The 19,813-nt window shown below is 70.1% G+C and carries 17 protein-coding genes; 7 read left to right on the forward strand and 10 right to left on the reverse strand.

The window, feature by feature from the left end:
• Positions 1-71: 71 nt before the first annotated feature.
• Positions 72-1,046 (reverse strand): ABC transporter ATP-binding protein, encoded by a 975-nt coding sequence (locus tag ACIBK5_RS17745; protein WP_382499059.1) that lies wholly within the window; start codon positions 1,044-1,046, stop codon positions 72-74.
• A 122-nt stretch (positions 1,047-1,168) separates the two neighbouring features.
• Entirely contained in the window at positions 1,169-2,380 is a 1,212-nt protein-coding gene (locus ACIBK5_RS17750) for an NYN domain-containing protein (protein WP_399020623.1), read from the reverse strand.
• A gap of 222 nt (positions 2,381-2,602) precedes the next feature.
• On the opposite strand from ACIBK5_RS17750, the gene ACIBK5_RS17755 reads away from it, so the two are divergent.
• A complete protein-coding gene (locus ACIBK5_RS17755; RefSeq protein WP_229873351.1) occupies positions 2,603-2,767 on the forward strand; it encodes a hypothetical protein in 165 nt (54 codons plus the stop codon).
• Positions 2,768-2,893: 126 nt separating this feature from the next.
• On the opposite strand, the gene dnaE is transcribed toward ACIBK5_RS17755, so the two are convergent.
• Entirely contained in the window at positions 2,894-6,433 is a 3,540-nt protein-coding gene (gene dnaE, locus ACIBK5_RS17760) for a DNA polymerase III subunit alpha (protein ID WP_399020625.1), read from the reverse strand.
• Between the two features lie 216 nt (positions 6,434-6,649).
• Between dnaE and ACIBK5_RS17765 the strand changes: the two genes are divergently transcribed.
• From ACIBK5_RS17765 to ACIBK5_RS17785, 5 genes are all read left to right on the forward strand, one after another.
• Complete coding sequence (locus tag ACIBK5_RS17765) at positions 6,650-7,975, forward strand: DUF2252 domain-containing protein (protein ID WP_399020627.1); 1,326 nt, start codon at positions 6,650-6,652, stop codon at positions 7,973-7,975.
• 81 nt (positions 7,976-8,056) lie between these two features.
• Positions 8,057-8,752, forward strand: coding sequence for a hypothetical protein (locus ACIBK5_RS17770; RefSeq protein WP_399020629.1), 696 nt, complete (start codon positions 8,057-8,059; stop codon positions 8,750-8,752).
• A 102-nt stretch (positions 8,753-8,854) separates the two neighbouring features.
• Positions 8,855-9,673: a thioredoxin domain-containing protein gene (locus ACIBK5_RS17775; protein ID WP_399020631.1), complete on the forward strand. Its 819-nt coding sequence runs from the start codon at positions 8,855-8,857 to the stop codon at positions 9,671-9,673.
• A 93-nt stretch (positions 9,674-9,766) separates the two neighbouring features.
• The gene (locus ACIBK5_RS17780) at positions 9,767-11,437 is read left to right on the forward strand and encodes an alkaline phosphatase D family protein (RefSeq protein ID WP_399020633.1); all 1,671 of its coding nucleotides are present in this window, start codon (positions 9,767-9,769) and stop codon (positions 11,435-11,437) included.
• A gap of 139 nt (positions 11,438-11,576) precedes the next feature.
• Positions 11,577-11,912, forward strand: a complete 336-nt coding sequence (locus ACIBK5_RS17785) for a hypothetical protein (protein WP_399020634.1) — start codon at positions 11,577-11,579, stop codon at positions 11,910-11,912.
• A 15-nt stretch (positions 11,913-11,927) separates the two neighbouring features.
• On the opposite strand, the gene ACIBK5_RS17790 is transcribed toward ACIBK5_RS17785, so the two are convergent.
• A complete protein-coding gene (locus ACIBK5_RS17790; RefSeq protein ID WP_399020636.1) occupies positions 11,928-12,566 on the reverse strand; it encodes a dienelactone hydrolase family protein in 639 nt (212 codons plus the stop codon).
• A gap of 38 nt (positions 12,567-12,604) precedes the next feature.
• On the opposite strand from ACIBK5_RS17790, the gene ACIBK5_RS17795 reads away from it, so the two are divergent.
• Positions 12,605-13,735 carry a mechanosensitive ion channel family protein gene (locus ACIBK5_RS17795; RefSeq protein WP_399020638.1) on the forward strand — a complete coding sequence of 377 codons (1,131 nt, stop codon included), beginning with the start codon at positions 12,605-12,607 and terminating at the stop codon, positions 13,733-13,735.
• A gap of 71 nt (positions 13,736-13,806) precedes the next feature.
• Here ACIBK5_RS17795 and ACIBK5_RS17800 read toward each other — a convergent pair whose 3' ends face one another.
• The 6 genes from ACIBK5_RS17800 to ACIBK5_RS17825 form a co-directional block, all read right to left on the reverse strand.
• Positions 13,807-14,547, reverse strand: coding sequence for an SDR family NAD(P)-dependent oxidoreductase (locus tag ACIBK5_RS17800; protein ID WP_399020640.1), 741 nt, complete (start codon positions 14,545-14,547; stop codon positions 13,807-13,809).
• Positions 14,548-14,603: 56 nt separating this feature from the next.
• Positions 14,604-16,190, reverse strand: coding sequence for a Na+/H+ antiporter (locus ACIBK5_RS17805; RefSeq protein ID WP_399020642.1), 1,587 nt, complete (start codon positions 16,188-16,190; stop codon positions 14,604-14,606).
• A 95-nt stretch (positions 16,191-16,285) separates the two neighbouring features.
• Positions 16,286-16,756: a GNAT family N-acetyltransferase gene (locus ACIBK5_RS17810; RefSeq protein ID WP_399020644.1), complete on the reverse strand. Its 471-nt coding sequence runs from the start codon at positions 16,754-16,756 to the stop codon at positions 16,286-16,288.
• The gene (locus ACIBK5_RS17815; RefSeq protein ID WP_399020646.1) at positions 16,753-17,697 is read right to left on the reverse strand and encodes an RluA family pseudouridine synthase; all 945 of its coding nucleotides are present in this window, start codon (positions 17,695-17,697) and stop codon (positions 16,753-16,755) included. Before ACIBK5_RS17815 ends, ACIBK5_RS17810 begins: the two co-directional genes overlap by 4 nt.
• A gap of 45 nt (positions 17,698-17,742) precedes the next feature.
• Complete coding sequence (lspA, locus tag ACIBK5_RS17820; RefSeq protein ID WP_399020648.1) at positions 17,743-18,399, reverse strand: signal peptidase II; 657 nt, start codon at positions 18,397-18,399, stop codon at positions 17,743-17,745.
• A gap of 89 nt (positions 18,400-18,488) precedes the next feature.
• Complete coding sequence (locus tag ACIBK5_RS17825; RefSeq protein WP_399020650.1) at positions 18,489-19,766, reverse strand: TraR/DksA C4-type zinc finger protein; 1,278 nt, start codon at positions 19,764-19,766, stop codon at positions 18,489-18,491.
• Positions 19,767-19,813: the final 47 nt, after the last annotated feature.

A 19,813-nucleotide genomic window follows, 5' to 3' on the forward strand; every position in this document is an offset into this window, starting at 1 on the left:
AGTCGCCCTGTTCGGTACGTATGCGGCGGCCTGTGTACTCAAGTCCCCCGCGCTCAGGGCCCCGGTGCTCCTCACGCCTTCACCAGCCCCTGCTGCACGGCACCGCCCAGCGCGAGGTACACGTCCTCCAGGCTCGGTGTGGCCAGCGTGAAGTCGTCCAGGGCGGCGAAGGCGGCCCCGCCGGTGACGGTGGCGACGACCGCCCGGGCCTCCTCGGGCCCGAGCCGGAGCGTCCAGCGGCGGCCCGACTCCACGACACGGTCCCGCAACGCGGCCACCTCGGGGACGTGCAGCGGCGCCGCGTCCCGCCACACCAGCTCCACCCGCACCTCACCGGCGACCTGTTCCTTGAGCCCGGCGGGGGTGTCGCAGGCGATCACCTTCCCCCGGTCGAGGACGGCCACCCGGTCCAGTACGGTCTCGGCCTCGATGACGTTGTGGGTGACGAGCAGCACGGTGGTCCCGCGCTCGGCACGTCGACGGTCGACGGCGGACCACACGGCCCGCCGCGCCACCGGGTCCATGCCGGAGGTCGGCTCGTCGAGCACGAGCAGCGACCGCTCCCCCACCAGTGCCGCGGCGAAGCACGCCAGGCGCCGCTGGCCTCCGGAGAGCTTCTTCAGCGGCCGCCCGGCGAGCGGCGCGAGCCCCAGTTCGTCGAGTACGTCGTCCCGCTCGGCGCGCGCGGCCCGTACGTCCAGGCCGCGCAGGCGTCCGGTGGTCTCGGCGGCGAGTGACACGGTGAGCTCGTCGAGGGCGGTCGACTCCTGCCCGAGGTAGGCGAGGATGCGCGCGGCCCGTTCCGGGTGGCGGACGATGTCGTGGCCGAGGATCTCCACGCTGCCGCGGTCGGGCCGCATCAGCCCGGTGAGCTGCCGTACGAGAGTGGACTTGCCGGCGCCGTTCGGCCCGAGCAGGCCGAAGATCTCGCCGCGCCTGATGTCCAGCCGTACGTCGTCCGTGGCCCGGACCTCGGGTGTTCCGGGCGCGCCGCGCCGTCCACGCACCGCCGGATAGGTCTTGGTCAGCCCGCGGACCGCGCACACGACGTCACCCTCGTGCCGAAATGCCTGTGCCGCGCGCTTACTCACAAGGGACGAGACTACGGGGTCGGGAACCCCGGCCCGTTCTCGGGTCGCTCCATTCCGGGAAATCCGCCCGCAAGGAGTCAGTCACCGACGGGCGTGTGCTCCACGCCCGTGCGTACGCCGATCTCCCGCCAGAAACCGGCTCGGATGGCGTACCGGTCCCGCTCGTCGATCTGGTCGTCCTTGTGGGCGAGCAGGCCGAAGCGGGCGGCGTAGCGCAGCAGCTCCCCGTCGACCCGGTGCGGGATGCGCGGGTACATCCCCGACAGCTTCGGCAGCTGGCTCTGGTCGCCGAGGCGCTCCACCCAGCGCCGCGCGAAGACCTGCCCCACCTCGTACGGGTCGCCGCCGACCGTGGTGATGTCCTCCTCGCGGTCGGCCCACCGCTGCTCGGCCGTGGTCAGCTGGGCGAGCGTCGGCATCGAGGCGGCTTCTGGGGGCTCGGCCGTGGGCCGGTCGACCCAGCCCTTGTCGGAGGACCAGCGGAGGGTGGCGGAGGCGGGGGGCTGGGCGGGCTGGGTTCCGGGGGCGCGCAGGGCCGCCAGGTCTTTGGGCGTGGGGACGCCTTTGGGGGCGGGGCCCCGCTCCTCGGTGCCGTTCTGCCCGGGGCCGGCGACGGGGTGCGGGGGCGGCGGGGCGGGCCGCTCGGCCGTGGCGGCGAGCGAGGACTCGGGCAGCGGTGCGGAGAGGATCGCGGCGATCTCGGGCCGGGGCACGGGCTGCGGGGCGCACACACCGGTGTACTCCTTGGCCCGGACCGCCTTGGTGATCCACGTCCGGTCCAGGACACGCCGCTCATCGGCCTCGGCGACCAGGTCCTCGGACTGGTTGTAGTCGCCGTCGGCGGCCTGGACGGCCCACAGATGGACGGCGACGCCGTGCTCCTTGGCGGCCATCATGCCGGGCAGCAGGTCGCCGTCGCCGGTGACGAGGACGACGTCGGAGCAGGCTCGGTTGCGGGCCAGCTCGGTGAGCTCGGCGTGCATCGCGGCGTCCACGCCCTTCTGCGCCCAGCGGCCGTCGCTGCGGGTCAGCGCGCCCAGCCGGACGGTGACCCGGGGCATCACGCGCAGCCGGCGGTGCTCCGGTTGCGGGACGCGGTCGGGGGCGCCGTCGAACCAGTAGATGCGCAGCAGGGGCTGCTGCGTATCGGACTCGGCGCGTTCGCGCAGCCCCTGGATGAGGGCCGTGTGGTCGACGGTGATACGGGATCGTGAGGGTTCCCCGGCGAGGAGACTCGCCGCCGCTCCCAGCAGATACCCGGCGTCCACCAGGACGATGCAGCGGTCCACACGACTCACCCTCTTCCCAGGAGGTTTGCTTCGGGCTTGCTTCGAGTCTGCCCGACCGCGCGGAGGTTAACGGCCGGAACTCGATCTTCGGCGTGGCGTTTCCGGGGCTCCCGCTCCGACCAGGCCTGTCACGCACGGTAATTGTCCGACATGCGATCGTTGTCGGCCTGTGTGAATCTGGTCCCGGCCCTGGCCCCTAGATCCCCCACAGGAGGCATCACCATGGCCAAGAACAAGAACCGTGAACGCAAGCAGCGTCCCACCGAGCGTGGCCAGCGGGCGGACCGCAGCCCCGCTGCGCAGACGGAGCCCCAGCCCGAGGTCGAGGTGGCCGCCCCCGGCGACATGGCGACCCGGAAGCGGAAGCGCAGCTTCGGCCACAACTGACATCTGCGTGACGGGTCGTTGAGACCCACTCACTTGCGCATATGCGTGAGGGGCGTACCCGGTACCGGGTACGCCCCTCACGCGCGTCGAGAGCCCTCCGCCGGCCCTGCTCCCGCGGGCCCCGCCTCAGCCGGCCAGGCAGGAGGGCCCGAGCAGCACCTTCAGGTCGCCGAAGAGCGCCGGGTCCGGCTTCACCCGGTGCCGGTCCAGACGCAGCACGGTGGTCTTGGTCGGCCCCTGGAGCTTGATCCGGACCTCGCTGTCGCCCTTGTGGTGGCTGAGCACCTCGCCGAGACGGCTGACCAGCGGCGGGGTGACCCGGGTGGCCGGGATGGTGAGGATCACGGGCGCGTTGGTACCCGCGTTCGACAGGTCCGGCACCATCAGCTCCATCGCGACGAGCCGCGGGATGTCCTCACGCTTGTCGAGGCGCCCCTTGACGAACACCACGGCGTCCTCGACGAGTTGCGTCGACACGAGCTGGTAGGTCGCGGGGAAGAACATGCACTCGATCGAACCGGCGAGGTCCTCGACGGTGGCGATGGCCCAGGCGTTGCCCTGTTTGGTCATCTTGCGCTGGAGGCCGGAGATGATGCCGCCGATGGTCACCACCGAGCCGTCGGAATAGTCACCGCCGGTCAGCTGGGAGATACCCGCGTCCGCCTTGTCGGACAGGATGTGCTCAAGCCCGAACAGCGGGTGGTCGGAGACGTACAGACCGAGCATCTCCCGCTCCTGGGCGAGCAGATAGGTCTTGTCCCACTCGTCGGGGGAGAACTCAACATCGAGGCCGAAGCCCGGCTCGCTGGTCTCGGCCTCGCCCATGCCGCCGAAGAGGTCGAACTGGCCCTCGGCCTCCTTGCGCTTGACCGCGACCACGTTGTCGATCATCGGCTCGTAGTGCGCGGTCAGACCCTTGCGGGTGTGGCCCATGGCGTCGAAGGCACCGGCCTTGATCAGCGATTCGGTGGTGCGCTTGTTGCAGACCACCGCCTCCACCTTGTCGAGGTAGTCCGGGAAGGAGACGTACTTCCCCTTGGCCTTGCGGCACCTGATGATCGACTCGACGACGTTCGTGCCGACGTTGCGGACGGCGGAGAGGCCGAACAGGATCACGTCGTCGCCCTGGGCCGCGAAGTTGGACATCGACTCGTTGACGTCCGGCGGGAGCACCTTGATGCCCATGCGGCGGCACTCGTTGAGGTAGACGGCCGACTTGTCCTTGTCGTCCTTCACCGAGGTGAGCAGGGCGGCCATGTACTCGGCGGGGTGGTTCGCCTTGAGATAGGCGGTCCAGTACGAGACCAGGCCGTAGGCGGCGGAGTGCGCCTTGTTGAACGCGTAGCCGGCGAAGGGGACCAGCACGTCCCACAGGGCCTGGATGGCCTCGTCGCTGTAGCCCTTCTTGCGGGCGCCCTCCTGGAAGAGGACGAAGTTCTTCGCCAGCTCCTCGGGCTTCTTCTTGCCCATCACGCGGCGGAGGATGTCGGCCTCGCCGAGCGAGTAGCCCGCGATGATCTGGGCGGCCTTCTGCACCTGCTCCTGGTAGACGATCAGCCCGTGGGTGACGTCCAGGACCTCCCTGAGGGGCTCTTCGAGCTCCTTGTGGATGGGCGTGATCTCCTGCTGGCCGTTCTTTCGAAGGGCGTAGTTCGTGTGGGAGTTCATGCCCATCGGGCCCGGGCGGTACAGGGCCGACACGGCGGAGATGTCTTCGAAGTTGTCCGGCTTCATCAGCCGGAGCAGGGAGCGCATCGGGCCGCCGTCGAACTGGAAGACGCCGAGGGTGTCGCCGCGCTGGAGCAGTTCGAAGGTCGTGGGGTCGTCGAGGGGGAGGCTCAGGAGGTCGATGTCGACCCCCTTGTTGGACTTCACCATCTTGACGGCGTCGTCCATGATCGTCAGGTTGCGCAGGCCGAGGAAGTCCATCTTCAGCAGGCCGAGCGACTCACAGCTCGGGTAGTCCCACTGGGTGATGGTGACCTTGTCCGTGTGCCTGACCCAGACGGGGACGTGGTCGGTGATCGTCTCGCTGGACATGATCACGCCGGCGGCGTGCACACCCATCTGACGGACCAGGCCCTCGACGCCCTTGGCGGTGTCGATGACCTTCTTCACGTCCGGCTCGTTCTCGTACATCCCCCGGATCTCGCCCGCCTCCGAGTAGCGCGGGTGCTCGGGGTTGGTGATGCCGTCGAGGTTGATGCCCTTGCCGAGGACGTCGGCGGGCATGGCCTTGGTGAGGCGGTCGCCCATCGCGTACGGGTAGCCCAGCACGCGCGCGGAGTCCTTGATCGCGTTCTTGGCCTTGATGGTGCCGTAGGTGCCGATCATGGCGACCTTGTCGGCGCCGTACTTCTCCGTCACGTACCGGATCACCTCGACGCGCCGGCGCTCGTCGAAGTCGATGTCGACATCGGGCATGGAGACGCGCTCGGGGTTGAGGAACCGCTCGAAGATCAGGCCGTGCGGGATCGGGTCGAGGTCGGTGATGCCCATGGCGTAGGCGACGATCGAGCCGGCCGCGGAGCCTCGGCCGGGGCCGACCGCGATGCCCTGCTTCTTGGCCCACATGATGAAGTCGGCGACCACGAGGAAGTAGCCCGGGAAGCCCATCGAGATGATGGTGTCCATCTCGTACTCGGCCTGCTTCTGGCGGTCCTCGGGGACGGCGCCCGAGAAGCGGCGCTCCATGCCGCGGCGGACCTCCTCCTTGAACCAGGTGACCTCGGTGTACCCCTCCGGGATGTCGAACTTGGGCATCAGGTCGCGCTTCTCGAACATGCCCGTGGTGTCGACCATCTCGGCGACCAGCCGGGTGTTGGCGCAGCCCTCCTGCCAGGCGTCCGAGGAGTCGATGGCGTACATCTCGTCGGTGGACTTCAGGTAGTAGCCGGTGCCGTCGAACCTGAAGCGGTCGGGGTCGGAGAGGTTCTTGCCGGTCTGGATGCACAGCAGGGCGTCGTGGGCGACCGACTCGTGCGAGTACGTGTAGTGCGAGTCGTTGGTGACCAGCGGGGGGATGCCGAGCTTCTTGCCGATCTCCAGCAGGCCGTCGCGGACCCGGCGCTCGATCTCGATGCCGTGGTCCATCAGCTCCAGGAAGTAGCGCTCCTTGCCGAAGATGTCCTGGTAGTCGGCGGCGGCCTTGAGGGCCTCGTCGAAGTGACCGAGGCGCAGCCGGGTCTGGACCTCGCCGGAGGGGCAGCCGGTGGAGGCGACGATGCCCTCGGACCACTGGGAGATGGTCTCCTTGTCCATCCGGGGCCACTTCTGGAGCCAGCCCTCCGCGTACGCGTCGGAGGACAGCCGGAAGATGTTGTGCAGTCCGGTGCTGTTCACCGCCCACATCGTCTTGTGGGTGTAGCCACCGGAACCGGAGACGTCGTCCCGCTTCTGGTGCGGCTGGCCCCACTGGATCTTGCGCTTGTTGCGGCGGGACTCGGGCGCGACGTACGCCTCGATGCCGATGATCGGCGTGACCCCCGCCTTCTGCGCCGTGTGGAAGAAGTCGTACGCCCCGTGGAGGTTGCCGTGGTCGGACATGGCGATGTGCGACATGCCCATCTCGTTGCACGCGTTGAACATGTCCTTCAGCCGCGCGGCACCGTCCAGCAGCGAGTACTGGGTGTGGACGTGCAGGTGCGTGAACGGCGGCTTTGACACGGCAGCGGCCTCCAGAGAAAACGTACGTCGAATGGGGTCCGACAGGCTGCGCACAGTCTGGGGGACAGCGTCGAAGTCTATGCCTCGGCACTGACACTCCGAGGGCTGACCCGCGTACCTTCATGCGAGGGTCGCGGGCACTCCCGCGACCCGCCGCACGTTAGTCAAGGGGCGGACCTGCCGCCCTGAAACATCTGCACCAGGAGGCACCCAGCGATGTCGTTCCCGCAGCTCGACGACGAGCACCGCGGTGAGGAGATCCTCGCCGTCTTCGACACCGCCTTCGGCCAGCTGCTGGCCGCCGACCCGGCTGCGTTCCGCGTGAAGTTCCGGAAGATGGCGGCCTCCGCCTTCGCCTTCTACCGGGGCACGGCATGCCTCTTCTACAACGACCTCGACGCTGAGAAGCGGGGCGGCCCGTACCTGGACGAGCGCACCTCGCGGGTGTGGATCCACGGCGATCTGCACGCGGAGAACTTCGGCACGTACATGGACGCCAACGGCCGGCTGATCTTCAACGTCAACGACTTCGACGAGGCCTACGTCGGCCCCTTCACCTGGGACCTGAAGCGCTTCGCCGCCTCCATCGCGCTGATCGGGTACGCGAAGGCGCTCAGCGACGAGCAGATCTCCGAGCTGGTGACGATCTACGCCGTCGCCTACCGCGAGCGGATCCACGCCCTGGCCACGGGTGCGAAGAGCGACGAGGTGCCGCCGTTCACGCTGGACACCGCGCAGGGCCCGCTGCTGGACGCGCTGCGTGACGCCCGCTCGCTGACCCGGTTCGGCCTGCTGGAGTCGATGACGGAGATCCGCGACTTCGAGCGCCGCTTCGCGCCGGGCGGCGGCTCCGTCGAGCTGGACGCGGCCACGCGCTACAAGGTCCTCGCCGCCTTCGACGGCTACCTGGAGACGCTGCCGGACAGCTCCCTGGCCCGCCCGGACTCCTACCGGGTGAAGGACGTCGTCGGCCGGCGCGGCATCGGCATCGGCTCGGCGGGGCTGCCGTCGTACAACATCCTCCTGGAGGGCCACAGCGACGCCCTGGAGAACGATGTCGTGATCTACATCAAGCAGGCCCAGACCCCGGCCGTCTCCCGGCACATCACGGACCAGGCGATCCGCGACTACTTCCAGCACGAGGGGCACCGCACGGTCATCTCCCAGCGCGCCCTCCAGGCCCACGCCGACCCGTGGCTGGGCTGGACGGAGCTGGACGGCTCGGGCCAGCTGGTCGCCGAGGTCTCGCCGTACGCGGTGGATCTCGACTGGGGCGACATCGACGACCCGGAGGAGATCGCCCAGGTGGTGGCCGACCTCGGCCGGGCGACGGCCACGATGCACTCGGCGGCGGACGACCAGTCCGGGGAGTCCCTGGTGCCGTTCTCCACGGAGCGGGCCATCGACGCGGCGATCGCGGCCGACGAGGACGGCTTCCCGCCGCTGCTGGTCGACTTCGCGCACAGCTACGGTGCACGCGCGCGCGCCGACCACCAGACCTTCGTGGACCTGTTCCGCAACGGCCGGATCCCGGGCCTGTAGCCGGGGCTTTCGCCGTCCGCTCTCCCACAGGCATCCTTTAGGGGTCCCTTACCGGCCCCCATGACAGACTCTCCTTTCGCTATGGACATATCCGGGATCCAGCTCAGAGCCGTACGCGCGGCGCTGTTCACGGCAGTGGTCGTGACGCTCAGCACCGCGTCGCACGTGCTGCTGTCCCAGGTCCCGCTCCCGATGGGCACGGTGGCCGCGGTCGCCGCCGCCGTGTTCGTGATCGCGTACGCCCTGGCGGGCCGCGAGCGCTCCTTCGGGAGGATCGCGGCCCTGCTGATCCCGCTGGAACTGGCCGCCGACACGGTGTTCACCACGGGTCAGCACGCCTGCTACGGCCGGGCGGGCGGCCCGGTCGCCGGTCCGCTGCGTTCGGTCGGCCTGGACGTGCTGTGCGGGGGCGGCGAGGTCGGCACCCCGCTGGCCCGGATGGCCGGGGCCACCGGCACCGACCGGCTCGCGGCCGCGGTCGCGCATGCCGACCCGGCCACCGCCTGGCTGCTGCTCGGCGCGCACATCGGCGTGGGCCTGGCCGCCGCCGTCTGGCTGCGCCGCGGCGAGCGGGCCCTGGCCCAGCTGCTGCGGGCCGTGGGGGCCACGACCTTCCGGCCATTGCTGCTGGCCGTCGCCGCGGGCGCGGTGGAGCAGGCTCCGGCCGGGCGGTGTCTGCCGTCGCGCGCCACCGACCGCACGCCCACCGCCCGCGACCGGATCCTCACGTACTCCCTGGGACGGCGTGGACCGCCGTGCTCGCCCGCCTTCGGCTGAGGCATCCCGCACTTTCGAGCCTTCGAGCTCTTCGAGCACAGGCAGTCCCCCTACGCATTCCGCACACCCACGTGTGCGCGTCCCCTTACGGAGAACATCACCATGAGCAAGCGGAACACCCAGGCGGCGAAGACGGCGGCCCGCGAGCGGCTGCGCGTCGAGCGCGAGCGCGAGGCCAAGCGCGCGAAGGTCAAGCGGCAGATCGTCGTCGCCTGCTCCATCGTCGGTGTCCTGGCGATAGCCGGCGGCATCAGCTACGCGGTCGTCCAGGCCAACAAGCCCAGCTACTGGGAGGGCCAGAAGGACGCCAAGGTCGTCACCCCCGCCAACACCACGGGCACCAAGGGCACCACGGTCGTCATCGGCAAGGAATCGGCCAAGAAGACCCTGAAGGTCTACGAGGACCCGCGCTGCCCCGTGTGCGCCCAGTTCGAGCAGACCGTCGGCCCGACCGTGAAGAAGGACATCGACGACGGCAAGTACAAGATGCAGTTCATCGGCGCCACGTTCATCGACAACAAGGACAACGGCGAGGGCTCCAAGAACGCCCTGAGCGCCATGGGCGCCGCACTGAACGTGAGCGACAAGGCGTTCCTCGACTACAAGGCCGCCCTGTACTCGGCGAAGTTCCACCCGGAGGAGACGACCGACGAGTTCAAGGACGACAGCTACCTGATCAAGGTCGCGGACAGCGTCCCCGAGCTGAAGGGCAACAAGAAGTTCCAGGACGCGGTCGAGAAGGGCACCTACGACGCCTGGGCCATGGCCATGTCGAAGACCTTCGACGACAACAAGGAAGGCGTGAAGGGCACCCCGGGCTTCGCCATGGACGGCAAGCAGCTCACCGCCGACAGCCAGGGCACGCCGCTGATGACCGTGGCCGACTTCAACAGGGTGGTCGGCGAAGCCCTCAAGAAGTGACGGCGGGTCCGGTACGGGCCACCGCGTGAAGAGCGGGCGAACTTTCCGGAGTTCGCCCGCTCTGGTGCATACCGATCAGTAACCTGATCGTCCGTGACCAGTCGATACAGATCATCGAAGACGTCCGAGGGCTTCAACTCCCTCAACCCCCGCCGCCGTACGGTCGTCAAGGCCGCGGCGGCGACCGCTGTCCTGGCCGGGCCGCTCGCCGCCTCCCTGCCCGCGCGCGCCGCCGACCAGGCTCCCGCCTTCCTGCACGGTGTCGCCTCCGGTGACCCCCTGCCCGACGGCGTCCTGCTGTGGACCCGCGTGACCCCCGTCCCGGAGGCGATACCCGGCTCCGGACTGGGGCCGGACACCGAGGTGAGCTGGGTCGTCGCCGAGGACCGGTCGTTCACCACGATCGTCGCCAAGGGCTCCACCACGGCGAGGGCCGCCTCCGACCACACGGTGAAAGCCGACATCCGCGGCCTCAGGCCGGCCACCGACTACTGGTTCCGCTTCTCCTGTGGCGGCACCGACTCCCCCGCCGCGCGCACCCGCACCGCCCCGGCGGCCGACGCGGCCGTCACCAACCTCCGCTTCGGCGTGGTCTCCTGCGCCAACTGGGAGGCCGGATACTTCTCGTCGTACCGCCATCTCGCGACACGCGGCGACCTGGACGCCTGGCTGCACCTCGGCGACTACATCTACGAGTACGGCACCGGCGAGTACGGCACGCGGGGCAAGGTCGTACGCCCGCACGCCCCGGCCCATGAGATCGTCACGCTCGCCGACTACCGGATCCGGCACGCGCGGTACAAGACCGACCCGGACCTCCAGGCCCTGCACGCCACGGCCCCGGTGGTGGCGATCTGGGACGACCACGAGTTCGCCAACGACGCGTGGTCGGGCGGCGCCGAGAACCACACGGAGGGCGCGGAGGGCGCCTGGTCCGCCCGCCAGGCCGCCGCCAAGCAGGCCTACTTCGAGTGGATGCCGGTGCGCCCGGCGATCGCGGGCACCACCTACCGTCGGCTGCGCTTCGGCAAGCTGGTCGACCTCTCGCTGCTGGACCTGCGGTCCTTCCGCTCGCAGCAGGTCAAGGTGGGCAACGGCGAGGTCGACGACCCGGACCGCACGCTCACCGGCCGCGCCCAGCTCGACTGGCTCAAGGCGGGGCTGAAGGCGTCCGACACCACCTGGCGGCTGGTCGGCAACTCGGTGATGGTCTCGCCGTTCGCCATCGGCTCGCTCTCCGCCGATCTGCTGAAGCCCCTCGCCAAGCTGCTCGGTCTGCCGCAGGAGGGCCTCGCCCTCAACACCGACCAGTGGGACGGCTACACCGACGACCGCCGCGAGATCCTCGCCCACCTGCGCGCCAACGCGATCCGCAACACCGTCTTCCTCACCGGCGACATCCACATGGCCTGGGCCAACGACGTGCCGGTGGACGCCGGCACGTACCCGCTCTCCCCGTCCGCCGCCACGGAGTTCGTCGTCACCTCGGTCACCTCGGACAACCTCGACGACATCGTCAAGGTCCCGGAGGGCACGGTCTCGGCGGTCGCCTCACCCGTCATCCGCGCCGCCAACCGGCACGTCCACTGGGTCGACACCGACCGCCACGGCTACGGCGTCCTGGACATCACGGCCGAGCGCGCGCAGATGGACTACTACGTCCTGTCCGACCGCGCGAAACGCGACGCGACCGCCAAGTGGACCCGCTCCTACCGCACCCGCAGCGGCACGCAGAAGCTCGAGCGGGTCTACGACCCGGTGTGAGCGGCCGTCTATGAAAAGGGGCGTCGAACACGTCAACTGTACGAGCAACTCCTACGTCTTTCTCCGTAGGTTGACGATTCGTCAGCGCTACCGACGCGTACTGGTAAGGAGTCACATGGTCACCTCGTTTCAAGGTGTCTTGACGAAGTCCGCGGTGGTCGTGGCCTCTCTGGCCCTAGCCGGAGGTACCGCCACCGCCGCCCATGCACAGGAAACCGCTCCCGCGGCACCGGCCTACGTCACTCTGTCCGTGCTCGACCCGGACGGGGCCCCCGTCTACGCCAAGCCCGATTCCTCGTCGGAGCGGTACCGCGTGGACAAGGCGGGCACCAAGGAGCGCATCCAGTGCTCGACCACGACGACCCCCTCGGGGGCCCGGTGGTTCCGGATCTACGACTCGCACCCGGTGGGCTGGATCTGGTCCGGGCACTTCGCCTCCCTGGAGAACCCGCCCAAGGAGTGCTTCCCGCGCTAGGCGGATGACCGCCGGCTACAAGCTGTCGAGGAAGCCGAGCGCCACCCGCCAGGTGGCCTCGGCCGCCTCCTCGTCGCAGTCCGGCAGGTCGGGGTCGGTGTAGAGGTGGCCGGCCCCGGCGTACCGGTACACCTCGACGTCCGCGCCCGTCCGGCCCATCTGCAGGTACCAGGCGCTGAGCCAGTCGTCGGTCTCGAAGGGATCCGGCTCCGCCACGTGGAGCTGGACCGGCAGGTCGTCCGCCGTGGCATCCGGCGCGATGTCCGACGTGCCGTGCAGGAGCAGCAGCCCGCGCGCCTTGTCGTCGCCGAGGGCGAGGGTCTGGGCGATCGAGGCGCCGAGCGAGAATCCCGCGTACACCAGCCCGCGCTCGGAGTAGGGCGCGGCCGCCAGCACGGCCCGCTTCAGCAGCTCGTCCTTGCCGATCTTCTCCTGGTGCTCCATGCCCTCCTCGACGGTCTCGAAGGTGCGCCCCTCGAAGAGGTCGGGCGTCCACACCTCGTGTCCGGCCGTGCGCAGCCGGTCAGCGGCCTGGAGCACCGCGGGCCGCAGCCCCTGGGTCGAGTGAAAGAGCATGATGTTCATGAGGCCATGGTGCCAGCCAGGTGTGACAATCCGAGTTCGCGGCAGTACCCGCGACCGGACGGAAGTCACATGTTCATGCCCGCCGGGAGCCGGTTAGGTTCGGGGGCATGGAGAACCTGCTGCGACCGCTGATCGTGGTCGGTGGCTCGGTCGTGCTCACCCTGGTGATCGGCTGGGCGACCGACTTCCTGCTGCGCAAGGCCGACGAACGACATCACGAGACCCAGCTGTGGGGTTTGCTCCGCCGTGGGCGCATTCCCTACCAGCTCGTGCTCTTCGCGGCCCTCCTGAGAGGGTCGTACGACGAGGCGCAACTGCTGGAGGACCGCCGCGAGGGCCTGGGCCAGGCACTGACGCTGCTGCTCATCGGGTCGGCCGCCTGGCTGGTGATCCGAATCGCGGGGGCGATCGTCGAGACGTCGTACAGCCGGTACGCCAGTGCCCGGGCGCACCGCGACCCGGCCAGGGTCCGCCGGGTGCGCACCCAGGTGACGCTGATCATGCGGGTGGTGTCCGCGATCGTCGGCGTGGTGGCAGCGGCGAGCATGCTGCTGACGTTCCCGGCGTTCCGGGCGGCGGGCGCCTCGCTGCTGGCCTCGGCCGGCATCCTCGGCATCGTCGCCGGTGTCGCCGCCCAGTCCACGCTGAGCAATATGTTCGCGGGGTTCCAGATCGCCTTCGGTGACATGGTGCGCATCGGGGACACCGTGGTCGTGGACGGCGAGTGGGGCACGGTCGAGGAGATCACGCTGACGTTTCTGACCGTCCACACCTGGGACGAGCGCCGGATCACCATGCCGGTGTCGTACTTCACGTCCAAGCCGTTCGAGAACTGGTCGCGCGGTACCCCGCAGATGACCGGCATCGTCTTCTGGCACGTCGATCACACGGCCCCCGTGGACGAGATGCGCGAGAAGCTCCGCGACATCCTGCGCGAGTGCCCGGCCTGGGACGGCCGCGCCTACAACCTGTGCGTCACGGACACCACCCCGAGCACCCTTCAGGTGCGGGCCCTGGTGACGGCCAAGGACGCGGACGACATCTGGACGGTGCGGGTCACGGTGCGCGAGGAGATGGTCCGCTGGCTGGCCGAGGAGCACCCGTACGCCCTCCCCCGGGTCAACACGGCGGACGCGCTCCTGCCGCCCTCCTGGAACGGGAACGGACACCGCCCGTCCTCGGACGGTGTCCCGAACCAGCAGCGCCGCTACCACGGCTCGGCGAGGCCGGAGCGCTGACAACAACGACGCAAGGCCGACGTAAGAAAGGGGGCTGCCCGCGGTACGGGCAGCCCCCTTTCTTGCCTCGGTCAGTGACCGCGTTCGGCGCCGCCGTTGACCTGGATGATCTGGGACGTGATGTGCCCCGCACCCTGGGAGGCCAGCCAGTGCAGGGTCTCGACGACGTCACCGGGGGTCCCGGCGCGCCCGGTCGAGGTCTCCTCGACGAGCCGCGCCCGCCGCTCCTCGCTCATCGCGTCCCCGAAGAACTCGGTGTCCTCGATGTAGCCGGGCGCGACCACGTTCACGGTGATGCCGCGCGGTCCCAGCTGCCGTGCCAGATCATGGGCGTAGGGATGCAGACCCGCCTTGGCCGCCGCGTACGCACCGCTCCCTGATCCCCGGTAGGCGGCGATGGATCCGAGGAACAGCACCCGCCCGCCGGGCTCGGCGAGGCGCGGCTTGAGAGCCTCGGTGAGCAGCACGGCGGTCAGGGTGTTGAGCCGGAAGTTCACGGTCCAGCTGTGCGCGACGGCCTCCAGCGGATCGTCGCTCCCGGGGCCCGGTTCGAGCAGCCCATTGCCCCCGGCGCTGTGCACGAGGACGTCCACGGCACCGAACTCCCGCTCCACGAAAGCGGCCACACCCCGCACGTCCGCCGGCTCGGTGAGATCCGCCGCAAACGTCCGCGCCCCGGGCACCCCGGCCTTCTCCAGCACGTCGGCCCGCCGCCCGAGCAACAGAACCTGATCCCCGCCCGCGGCGAACGCCCGCGCCGCCGCGAGCCCGATCCCGGTCCCTCCACCACTGATCACAACATTCCGAGCCATACGACGACCCTACGACCCGTCAGCCGCCGACGGCGAAGACCCCGCCGGGAAACCACTCACCGCATCGACCGCACATCGAGATGGCGCAACACCCGGTCCACGACCTCCGGATCGGCCCCCGGCTCACTCCGCGCCGCCAGCACCTCGTGCCGCGCGGCGCTCAGCATCTCCTGCTGGATCCGCCGCACCCGCTTCAGCCGCCGCGCGCGCTCCCGGGAGGCCTCCCGCCGCTCGTCCTCCGCGACCTCGGGACTGATCCGGATCCCGATGTCGAAGGCCCGCCGCAGCATCTGTTCGGACAACTCCTCCGGGAGGTCCTCTTCCTCCTCGATCTCGCGCAGTCTCCGCTTCGCCGCCTTGGACGCCCGGATCGCCAGTTCCTTCGCGAGTTCCTTCTCGTGGTCCGTGTCTGCCTTCACACCCAACCGCCGCACCAGCCACGGCAACGTCAGCCCCTGCACCACCAGCGTCGCCACGATCACCCCGAACGCGATGAAGATGAGCTCGTCACGCTGGGGGAAGGGCTCCCCCGCGTCCGTCTCCAGCGGAATGGCCAGCACCAGCGCCACCGAGGCCACTCCGCGCATCCCCGACCACCACATGACCACGGTCTCGCGCCAGCTCACCGGGATGTCCTCGTCGTAGTCCCGCCGCGCGTGCAGCCGTTTGGTCAGCCACGTCGCCGGCAGCAGCCACAGCAGCCGTACGAACACGACGACGGCCACCACCACCGCCGCCCATCCGAGCAGTTCGCCCCAACGGCCGGACGCGGTGCGAATGGCGTTGTGCAGCTCGAGGCCGACCAGCCCGAACGCGACGCCCGTGACAAGGGTGTCGACGATGTTCCAGAACGTGTGCCCGGCCAGCCGTGTCATGACGTCGTCGGCGTCGGACCCGTACTCCGCGAGGAACACCGCGGTGGTGAGCACGGCGAGCACTCCGGAGCCGTGCAGTTCCTCGGCCATGACGTACGAGGCGTACGGCACCAGCAGGGTCAGCCCGATCTGCAGGGTCGCGTCCCCGAGCAGCTCCATCAGCTTGTTGGCGCCCCAGCCCAGCCCGATGCCCACGGCCGCCCCGACCACGGCCGACAGCACCAGATCGAGCCCGGCCTTCCAGGGCGAGAACGTGCCGCTGACGGCGGCGGCGATCGCCACGTGGTAGAGGACGATGGCCGTCACGTCGTTGAACAGCCCCTCGCCCTCCAGGATCGACACCAGTCGGCGAGGCAGCCCCAGCTGCCCGGCGACGGCGGTCGCCGCGACCGGGTCCGGCGGCGCGACCAGCGCCCCGAGCGCGAACGCCGCGGCCAGCGGCAGCCCCGGCACGATCGCGTCGGCCGTGGCGGCCACACAGGCCATGGTGACGAACACCAGCGCCACAGCCAGCAGGAAGATCGGTCTCTTGTTCGCCGCGAACTGCCGCCATGACGTGCGCCGCACGGCGGCGTACAGCAGGGGCGGCAGTAGCAGCGGCAGGATGAGGTCCGGCGGGATCTCGACATTCGGTACGAACTCGAGCAGCGCGAGGACTATGCCCAGGAGCGTCATCAGCACCGGCGCGGGCATCCCCAGCCGGTCCCCGACCGGGACGCTGATCACGGCCCCGAGCAGCAGCACGAACAACAGGGCCAACTGATCCACGGTCAGCGCTCCGGGAGGTCAGACGGTCATACGACTGACCTCAAGCCTGCCACGCAACTCCACGGACAAACCGTTTCGGCACCCGCGGCGAGCGGCTACAGCGAACGCCGCATCCCCTGGTGCGGGATGCCCGCCTCCAGGTACTCCGGCCCGTAGGCCGCGTAGCCGAGCCGCTCGTAGAAGCCGAGCGCGTGCGTCTGGGCGTGCAGGTCCACGGCCGCGAGCCCACGCGCGCGTGCGGCGTCCTCGATCGCCCGCACCAGGGCGACCCCGACACCGAGGCCACGTGCCCGGCCGGTCACGGCCAGCCGGCCGAGGGAGCCCACGGACGGGCCTGCTCCGGTCTGCGCCACGGCCGCATCGCCGTACAGCAGCCGCCCGGTCCCGAGCGGCACACCGTCCTCCCGGACGGCCAGGACGTGCACGGCCCCCGCGTCGTACGCGTCGTACTCGAGGTCCTCCGGCACGCCCTGCTCGCCGACGAAGACCTCCTTGCGCACCGCGAAGCACGACTCACGGTCGGCGGGGTCCTCCGCGACCCGCACCGCGTACCGCGGGGTGCTCATGCGTACGTCTCCTCCCGGACCTGGTCCAGGGCCTTCTGCAGGTCCTCCGGGTAGTCGCAGGAGAACTCCGCCCACTGCCCGTCCCCGGGGTGCTCGAAGCCGAGGCGCACCGCGTGCAGCCACTGGCGGGTCAGGCCGAGGCGCTTGGCGAGGGTCGGGTCGGCGCCGTAGGTCAGGTCGCCGACGCAGGGGTGCCGGTGGGCGGCCATGTGGACGCGGATCTGGTGGGTGCGGCCGGTCTCCAGCTTCACATCGAGGAGCGACGCCGCGCGGAAGGCCTCGATGAGGTCGTAGTGCGTGACGGACGGCTTGCCCTCGGCGGTGACCGCCCACTTGTAGTCGTGGTGCGGGTGGCGGCCGATGGGCGCGTCGATGGTGCCGCTGGTCGGGTCGGGGTGGCCCTGGACGAGCGTGTGGTACCGCTTGTCGACCGTGCGCTCCTTGAACTGGCGCTTCAGCGAGGTGTACGCACGCTCCGACTTGGCCACGACCATCAGCCCGGACGTACCGACGTCGAGGCGGTGCACGATGCCCTGGCGCTCCGCGGCACCGGAGGTGGAGATCCGGTACCCGGCGGCGGCCAGGCCCCCGATGACGGTCGGCCCGCTCCAGCCCGGCGACGGGTGCGCGGCGACGCCCACCGGCTTGACGATCACGACCACGTCATCGTCGTCGTGCACGATCTCCATGCCCTCGACCGGTTCGGCCACCACCTGCACCGGCGCGGGCGCCTGCGGCATCTCGACCTCCAGCCAGGCGCCGCCGTGCACACGCTCCGACTTGCCGACCACCGACCCGTCGACCGTGACCTTCCCCGCCGCGGCGAGTTCGGCCGCCTTGGTGCGGGAGAAGCCGAACATGCGGGAGATGGCGGCGTCGACGCGCTCGCCCTCCAGTCCGTCGGGCACGGGCAGGGTACGGATCTCGGGAATCGTGCTCACCCGTCGAGTATGCCGGACGGGTCCGACAGCCCCGTACGGCGCCTGTCAGTCCTTGTGGACGGTGCCGTCCGGGTCGAGCCCTTTGAACGACAGCAGCACGATCAGGATGCCGCCGCACACGATCGCCGAGTCGGCCAGGTTGAAGACGGCGAAGTGCTTGGGCGCGATGAAGTCCACGACCGCGCCCTCGAAGACACCCGGCGCCCGGAAGATCCGGTCGGTGAGGTTGCCCAGCGCACCGCCGAGCAGCATTCCGAGCGCGAGCGCCCAGGGGAGGCTGTAGAGCTTGCGGGCGAGCCGGGCGATGACGACGATCACCGCCGCCGCGATCATGGTGAAGATCACCGTGAAGGCCTCGCCGAAGCCGAAGGCCGCACCCGCGTTGCGGATCGCCTCGAACTTCAGCCAGTCCCCGATGATCTCGATCGGCGGGTGGTGCTCCAGCTTGGCCACCACGATCATCTTGGTGATCAGGTCGAGGGCGTACGCGAACGAGGCGACGGCGAACAGCACCGCGATACGGCGCTTGCCCCGGGGCCGCGCGTCCGTGGCCTCCGGCTCACCCGTGCCGGGCTCTCCGGCGCCCCGGGTGCCCTCGGAGTCGGCGCGCTCGCCCGACGCCGCGTCCTCGGGCCGCTCCTGCCCGTGCCCGGCAGCGTCCGGTGTGTCCGGCGTACCGATGATGCGCTCCGCCTCTGCCACGTGAGTCCCTCAACCTAGGTGCCTGACTGAGCACGAGGGTACGACACACCCCGTACCCCCCACGTGCTCAGGCGGCATTCGGTCGTCGGTCAGTACCTTCGCTCCTGCTTCTGCTTGCACTCCACGCACAGCGTGGCCCGTGGGAAGGCCTGCATCCGGGCCTTGCCGATGGGGTTGCCGCAGTTCTCGCACAGGCCGTAGGTGCCCGAGTGGAGGCGGTCCAGGGCACGCTCGGTCTGGATGAGCATCTCGCGCGCGTTGGCGGCCAGGGCCAGCTCGTGCTCGCGGGTGATGTTCTTGGTGCCGGTGTCCGCCTGGTCGTCGCCCGCTCCGTCCCCGGAGTCGCGCATCAGACCGGCGAGCGAGCGCTCCGACGACGTGATCTCCTCACGCAGCCGGGTCTCCTCGGACGTCAGCTCGGCTCGCGCCTCCTCGACCTCCGCCTCTGTCCAGGGGTCCTCCCCAGGGCGTACCGCGAGCTCACCGGGTTCCGCCGCGGCGACCCGTGCCTTCGGGACGGCGGTCTTGGCCGCCGTCGCCGCGCCAGGAGTCTTCTTCGCACCCACCGTGGTCGCTCCTGTCTGCGTCGCGGCCTCGGCCGCGCCCGCCTTCTCGGCCGTGCTGTTCCCGGCCTTGTCCTGTGTGACCGCGCCGGTCCGGGCGGTGCCCTTCCCGGCCGCGCTCTTCGTGGTGGTGCTCTTCGTGGTGGTGCTCTTGCCTCCGGCGCGCACGCCCTCGGCCCCGACGCCCTTCTCAGCGGCGACGGCCTTGGCGGCCTTCGCCCTCTTGACCGCGGCCTTCTTCTCCGCGCCCTCGCCGGCAGCCGCCTTCTTGCCCGCGACTTTCGCGCCCGCGGCCTTCACGCCCGCAGCTTTGTCGGCCGCAGCTTTCTCGGCCGCGGATTTCGCGCCCGCAGTCTTGCCGGCCCCGGCCTTCTTGGCCGTCGCCTTCCTGACCGTCGCCTTCTTGGTCCCCGCCTTCTTGGCCCCGGCCCTCCTGACCTCAGCCTTCTCGACCTCAGCCTTCTCGACCTCAGTCTCCTCGGCCCCAGTCTTCTCGACCTCGGTCTCCCCGGCCTCCGGTTTTCCGCTCGGGCCCTTGGCCGCCGCCGTCTTCGCCGCGACCTTCCTGGCCACGGCCTTTCCTGCCGCGGTCTTCTTGGCCGTCACCTTCTTGACCGCCGCCTTCGTCCTGGTGACAGCCGCCTTCGTCCCCCCGGTCGCCTTCTCGGTCGCCCCCTTCGCCGCCCGCCCCGCCGAGCCTCCCTGGGTGGTCTTCTTCCCGCCCGGGTCCTTGGGCGCACCGCCGGAGGCCTCCGCGGACCTGCCGGACGCCGGCTGCTGTACGGCGGTCTTCTTCGCCACCATGGCCGCGACCCCTTCACATATTGTGATCTTGCTCGCGAATCGTGCTG

The organism is Streptomyces sp. NPDC050546, from assembly GCF_044457425.1.
Taxonomy (GTDB): domain Bacteria; phylum Actinomycetota; class Actinomycetes; order Streptomycetales; family Streptomycetaceae; genus Streptomyces.